Here is a 6,288-nt window from a genome sequence, read left to right on the forward strand (position 1 = left end):
GCGTCGGTGAGGAACATCGGCCGGTAGTCCTTCCACGGCTTGACCCGTTCGGCCGGGCGCGAGATAGCGTCGAGGATCGACTGCTTTCGCTGCACGTCAGCGAACACGCCCATCAGCTGCTCAGGGGCAAAGCCATAGTCGCGGCTCATTTCGCCGACAAACTGGGCCACCTGCGGCGAGCCTTGGTAATCACCGGCGTGGGCCAGCTGTACAGCGCCGAACAGGCCCACCGCGCCGATCCACGGCGCACAACGGGCAGCCCAGTTACGCACTGCTTGCATGAAATTCTTCACCTTATTCAAACCTGTGCGATCCATTTGCGGTGCGTGTGGATCGACATCAGAACGCCAAACGCTGACAGCAGCGTCACCAACGATGTTCCGCCATAGCTGATAAACGGCAGCGGCACGCCCACCACGGGGAGAAGGCCGCTGACCATTCCGATATTGACGAACACGTATACAAAAAAGGTCATGGTCAGGCTGCCCGCGAGCAGCTTGCCGAACAGGGTCTGCGCCTGGGCTGTGATCATCAGGCCACGGCCGATCAGCAACAGATAGACAATCAGCAACAGGCAGATGCCGACCAGGCCGAATTCCTCGCCCAGTACGGCGATGATGAAGTCGGTGTGGCTTTCGGGCAAAAAGTCCAGGTGCGATTGGGTACCGAGCAGCCAGCCCTTGCCGAACACTCCGCCCGAACCGATTGCGGCCTTGGACTGGATGATGTTCCAGCCCGTGCCCAACGGGTCGCTCTCCGGGTCGAGGAAGGTCAGTACCCGCTGCTTCTGGTAGTCGTGCATCACGAAGAACCACATCGCCACCGCCACCGGCACTGCCGCTGCCAGCACGCTGAGGATCCAGCGCCAGCGCAGGCCACCCATGAACAGGACGAAGGCACCGGAGGCAAGGATGAGCAGCGCGGTGCCCAGGTCGGGCTGGCGTACGATCAATATGAACGGCACGCCAATCAGCACAAGGCTGATGGCCACGTGCTTCAAATGCGGAGGCAAGGTGCGCTTGGACAGGTACCAGGCGATGGTCGCCGGCATGATGATCTTCATGAACTCCGAGGGCTGGAAGCGGATCACCCCGGGGATGTTGATCCAGCGCGTGGCGCCCATGGCGTTGTGGCCCATCACGTCCACCACCACCAGCAGCAGCACTCCGGTCAGGTACGCCAAGGGTACCCAGCGGGCCATGAATCGCGGCTCCAGCTGAGCGATGACGAACATGGACACCAGGCCTATGCCAAACGAGGTAGCCTGTTTGAGCAGCAGGTCCCAGTTCTTGCCACTGGCCGAATAGAGCACGAACAGGCTGCCGGCCGCGAGGGTCAGCAGGATGATCAGCAAGGGGCCGTCGATGTGGATGCGCTGCAGGAAGCTGGCGCGCCGACGCATCACATCCTCGCTGGAGAGCATGCGATCGAAATTGTTCATCACAGGGCCGATTCCTGGGTCACGGTGGCAGGCGCGAACTCGGGCTTGAGCCGGCCGTTTTCGTCGAGCAGCCAGGCGTCCATGATCTGGCGTACCACGGGGGCAGCAACACCAGAGCCGGACTCACCGTTCTCGACCATCACCGAGACCACGATTTTCGGGTCATCGGCCGGGGCAAAGGCGACGAACAGGGCGTGGTCGCGGTGGCGCTCCTGGAGCTTGTTGCGGTCGTACTTCTCACCCTGCTTGATCGCCACCACCTGGGCGGTACCGCTCTTGCCGGCAATGCGGTACTGGGCGCCAGCAGCCGCCTTGCGTGCGGTACCACGGGCGTTGTGCATCACCTGCTCCATGCCGTGGGTGACCTTGGCCCAGTCGGACTTGTCACGCAGCACGATGTTGTCCATGGGGTTTTCATCCACCGGCGGCTGGCCTTCGATGGTCTTGGCCAGGTGTGGGCGGTTCCACACGCCCTTGTTGGCGATCAATGCCGTGGCCTGGGCCAGTTGCAATGGTGTGGCCTGCATGTAGCCCTGGCCGATGCCGAGAATCAGGGTTTCACCCGGGAACCAGGCCTGGCGGCGCGTGGCACGCTTCCATTCACGCGATGGCATCAACCCGGCGGACTCCTCGAACATGTCGAGGGAAACCCGCTGGCCGATGCCGAACTTGTTCATGTAGCTGGACAGCCGATCGATGCCCATCTTGTGCGCAAGGTCATAGAAGTAGGTGTCGTTGGAACGCATGATCGCGGTGTCCAGATCGACCCAGCCATCGCCGGAACGGTTCCAGTTACGGTATTTGTGGTCGTAGTTGGGCAGTTGGTAATAGCCCGGGTCGAACACCCGGCTGCTGGCGTTGACCACGCCACTGTCCAGGCCGGCAATCGCTACGGCCGGTTTGATGGTCGAACCCGGCGGGTACAGGCCACGCAGCACGCGGTTGAACAGCGGCCGGTCTATCGAGTCGCGCAGTTCGGCATAGGCCTTGAAGCTGATGCCCGTCACGAACAGGTTGGGGTCGAAACTTGGCTGGCTGACCATCGCCAGCACCTCGCCAGTACGCGGGTCGAGCGCCACCACTGCGCCACGCCGGCCGCCTAGCGCGGCTTCGGCGGCTTCCTGCAGCTTGATGTCCAGGCTCAGTACGATGTCCTTGCCAGGTTGCGGGTCGGTGCGTTTGAGCACGCGCAGCACACGGCCACGGGCGTTGGTCTCGACTTCCTCGTAGCCGACCTGGCCGTGCAAGGCGTCCTCGTAGAAGCGCTCGATGCCGGTCTTGCCGATATGGTGGGTGCCGCTGTAGTTCACCGGGTCGAGGGTTTTCAGCTCTTTCTCGTTGATGCGCCCCACATAACCCACCGAATGGGCGAAATGCGCACCCTGCGGATAATGCCGCACCAGCTGGGCAACCACTTCCACACCTGGCAGGCGGAACTGGTTTACCGCCACCCGGGCGATCTGCTCTTCATTCAGCTCGAACAGGATCGGCACGGGTTCGAAAGGCCTACGGCCCTGACGCATGCGCTTTTCGAACAACGCGCGGTCGTCGGCCGTCAGCTCCAGCACTTCGACGATGGTATCCAGCACTTCTTGCCAGTTACCCGCACGTTCGCGGGTCATCGACAGGCTGAAGCTGGGCCGGTTGTCGGCAACGATCACCCCGTTGCGGTCGAAAATCAGCCCGCGAGTCGGCGGAATCGGCTGCACATGCACCCGGTTGTTTTCCGACAGCGTCGAGTGGTAGTCGTACTGGATGATCTGCAGGTAATACAGCCGCGCGATCAGCACACAAATAAGCAGCATGATCGCCACCGCGCCGACCACGACGCGGTTGCGCACCAGGCGGGCGTCTTTCTCGTGGTCCTTGAGACGGATCGGCTGCGACATCGGACTGCTTACAGGCTCATTTGTGGTAAGGGTGCCCGGACAACACGGTCCAGGCGCGGTAGATCTGCTCGCCGATGAGTATCCTTACCAACGGGTGCGGCAGGGTCAGCGGCGACAGCGACCAGCGTTGCTCGGCGCGCGCACAGACCTCAGGCGCAAGGCCTTCCGGGCCCCCCACCATCAAATTCACCGTGCGCGCATCCAGGCGCCAGCGGTCCAGCTCGGTCGCCAGCTGCTCGGTACTCCAGGGCTTGCCATGGACCTCGAGGGTGACAATGCGTTCCCCAGGCTGCACCTTGCTCAGCATGGCTTCGCCCTCCTGACGGATCAGGCGGGCGACGTCGGCATTCTTGCCACGGGTGTTCAGCGGGATTTCCACCAGCTCCAGCGACAGCTCGGCAGGCAGGCGCTTGGCATATTCATGCCAGCCTTCCTCGACCCACCTCGGCATGCGCGAGCCGACCGCAATCAGGCGCAAACGCACAGCGCTGCCCTTATTCGCGGTCTTTGAGCTTGTCGGAGTACTCGTGAGCGTGGTCCGGGCTGTGGTGCTTGCCATCGGCAGCACGGCTTTGCTCGGCACCCTGCCACAGACGCTCCAGGTCGTAGAACTGGCGGGCAGCGGCAGTCATCATGTGCACGATGACGTCGTTCAGGTCCAGCAGCACCCAGTCGCTGTCGCCCTTGCCTTCTTCACCCAGTGGTTGGGCGCCCTTGGCCTTCACGGCTTCGCGGACCTTTTCCAGCATCGCGTTGATCTGGCGGTTGGAGGTACCGGTGGCAATGATCATGTAGTCGGTCAGGCTGTGCTTTTCGCGCACGTCGATGACCTGAATGTCCTGGGCCTTGACGTCTTCCAGCGCTGCCTTGGTCAGGGCGACCAGTTCTTCGCCGTAAATTTTCTGCTTGGTCATATAAAACTCGTTCAACTCGTTGGATGAGGCGCCAGAGGCACCGTCAGTTGGGCGCACGATACAGTTCGTGCGCCTCGATGTAGGCCAGTACGGCGTCCGGCACCAGGAACCTCACCGATTTGCCGCTGGCCAGCAGCTGTCGGATCTGTGTAGCCGACACCGCAAGCGGCGTCTGCCAGACGAACGAAATATTTCCCGCCGGGCCGGACATGGCGGCAGGATCGCTCTCCGAGCGCGCAGCCAGCAGGTTGCGCAGCTCGTCAGGGGGTTCGACGTCGGCATCCGGGCGTTGCAGCACCAGGATGTGACAGTGTTGCAGCAGTTCGTCCCAGCGGTGCCAGGTAGGGAGGCCACAGAAGGCATCCCAGCCCAGCACCAGGAACAGCTGGTCGTTGTCGGCCAGTTCGGCGCGGATCGACTCCAGCGTATCGATGGTGTACGACGGTTTGTCACGCGCAAGCTCGCGGGCATCGACGCTCAGGCAGGCAACGCCTTGCACCGCTTCACGCACCATGGCCAGGCGGTCCTCGGCGGCCACCTGCGGGGTATCGCGGTGCGGCGGCCGGGCGTTGGGCAACAGGCGCAACTCGTCCAGCCCCATGAACTCGGCCACTTCCAGCGCGCTGCGCAGGTGGCCGATGTGCACGGGGTCGAAGGTGCCGCCTAGAATGCCGATGCGCCGGACTGCCTGGGCCTTGCTCAACTCAGCACGACCCCTGGCCGCGCAGCTGGCCATCGCCGATGACCACGTACTTCTCGCAGGTCAGGCCTTCCAGGCCGACCGGGCCACGGGCATGCAGCTTGTCGGTGGAAATGCCGATTTCCGCACCCAGGCCGTACTCGAAGCCGTCGGCGAAGCACGTCGGGGTGTTGAGCATGACCGACGCCGAGTCGACTTCAGCCATGAACTGGCGGGCTTCGCCCTGGTGTTCGCTGATGATCGAGTCGGTGTGGTGCGAGCCATAGTGGTTGATGTGCTCGATGGCCTGGTCCAGGCCGTCCACGACGCGGATCGACAGGATCGCGTCCAGGTACTCGGTGTGCCAGTCGTCTTCGCTGGCCGGTTTGGCTTCAATCAGCGCGCGGGTACGCTCGCAGCCACGCAGCTCCACGCCCTTCTCCTGGAAGCGGCGGGCCATTTCCGGCAGGAAGCGCTCGGCCACCTGCTGGTCGACCAGCAGGGTTTCCATGGCGCCACAGATGCCATAGCGGTAGGTCTTGGCGTTGAAGGCCACGTTCCAGGCCTTGTCCAGGTCGGCATGCTGGCTGACGTAGACGTGGCAGATACCGTCCAGGTGCTTGATGACCGGCACCCGGGCATCGCGGCTGATGCGTTCGATCAGGCCACGGCCGCCGCGCGGCACGATGACGTCGACGAACTGCGGCATGCTGATCAGCGCACCCACGGCTTCGCGGTCAGTGGTCTCGACCACTTGAACCACGGCTGCCGGCAGGCCGGCTTCAGCAAGGCCACGCTGGATGCAGGTGGCGATGGCGCGGTTGGAATGGATCGCTTCGGAGCCGCCGCGCAGGATGGTCGCGTTGCCCGACTTCAGACACAGGCTGGCAGCATCGATGGTCACGTTCGGGCGCGATTCGTAGATGATCCCGATCACCCCCAGCGGTGTGCGCATCTTGCCGACCTGAATGCCCGACGGGCGGTAGCTCATGTCGCGAATCGCACCGACCGGGTCCGGCAGGCTGGCCACCTGGCGCAGGCCGGTGATCATGCCGTCGATGCGTGCTGGGGTCAGCGCCAGGCGGTCCAGCAGCGCCGGCTCCAGGCCATTGGCGCGGCCGGCGGCCAGGTCCTGTTCGTTGGCGGCAGTCAGCTCGGCACGGGCAGCATCCAGCGCATCGGCGGCGGCTTGCAGGGCGCGGTTCTTCTGCGCGGTGCTGGCACGGCCGATCACCCGGGAAGCCTCACGGGCAGCGCGACCCAAGCGGGTCATATAGTCAAGAACGGACTCAGTCATGGGTTCGGTGTCTTGGCGAAGGGGAAATCGGCTGATTATAACTGCCGCGCAGGTGTACGCCCAGCGGC

General features: G+C 63.6%; 7 protein-coding genes. All 7 read right to left on the reverse strand.

All coding sequences use genetic code 11. The features are described 5' to 3' along the window. On the reverse strand, positions 1-281 hold a 281-nt coding region (locus APH36_RS10150), incomplete at its 3' end, for a lytic murein transglycosylase (RefSeq protein ID WP_177337097.1). A gap of 17 nt (positions 282-298) precedes the next feature. Then, positions 299-1,402, reverse strand: coding sequence for a rod shape-determining protein RodA (gene rodA, locus APH36_RS10155; RefSeq protein WP_060498521.1), 1,104 nt, complete (start codon positions 1,400-1,402; stop codon positions 299-301). Between the two features lie 38 nt (positions 1,403-1,440). After that, entirely contained in the window at positions 1,441-3,330 is a 1,890-nt protein-coding gene (mrdA, locus tag APH36_RS10160) for a penicillin-binding protein 2 (RefSeq protein ID WP_060498517.1), read from the reverse strand. Positions 3,331-3,346: 16 nt separating this feature from the next. After that, positions 3,347-3,814 carry a 23S rRNA (pseudouridine(1915)-N(3))-methyltransferase RlmH gene (gene rlmH, locus APH36_RS10165; RefSeq protein ID WP_060498518.1) on the reverse strand — a complete coding sequence of 156 codons (468 nt, stop codon included), beginning with the start codon at positions 3,812-3,814 and terminating at the stop codon, positions 3,347-3,349. Positions 3,815-3,824: 10 nt separating this feature from the next. Beyond that, positions 3,825-4,244, reverse strand: a complete 420-nt coding sequence (gene rsfS, locus APH36_RS10170; protein ID WP_016712189.1) for a ribosome silencing factor — start codon at positions 4,242-4,244, stop codon at positions 3,825-3,827. Positions 4,245-4,287: 43 nt separating this feature from the next. Further along, positions 4,288-4,980, reverse strand: coding sequence for a nicotinate-nucleotide adenylyltransferase (gene nadD, locus APH36_RS10175; RefSeq protein ID WP_060498519.1), 693 nt, complete (start codon positions 4,978-4,980; stop codon positions 4,288-4,290). Next, complete coding sequence (locus APH36_RS10180) at positions 4,949-6,220, reverse strand: glutamate-5-semialdehyde dehydrogenase (protein ID WP_060498520.1); 1,272 nt, start codon at positions 6,218-6,220, stop codon at positions 4,949-4,951. The genes nadD and APH36_RS10180 overlap by 32 nt, the downstream gene beginning before the upstream one ends. Between the last annotated feature and the right edge of the window lie 68 nt (positions 6,221-6,288).

This window comes from Pseudomonas sp. NBRC 111133, from assembly GCF_001320605.1.
GTDB lineage: Bacteria > Pseudomonadota > Gammaproteobacteria > Pseudomonadales > Pseudomonadaceae > Aquipseudomonas > Aquipseudomonas monteilii.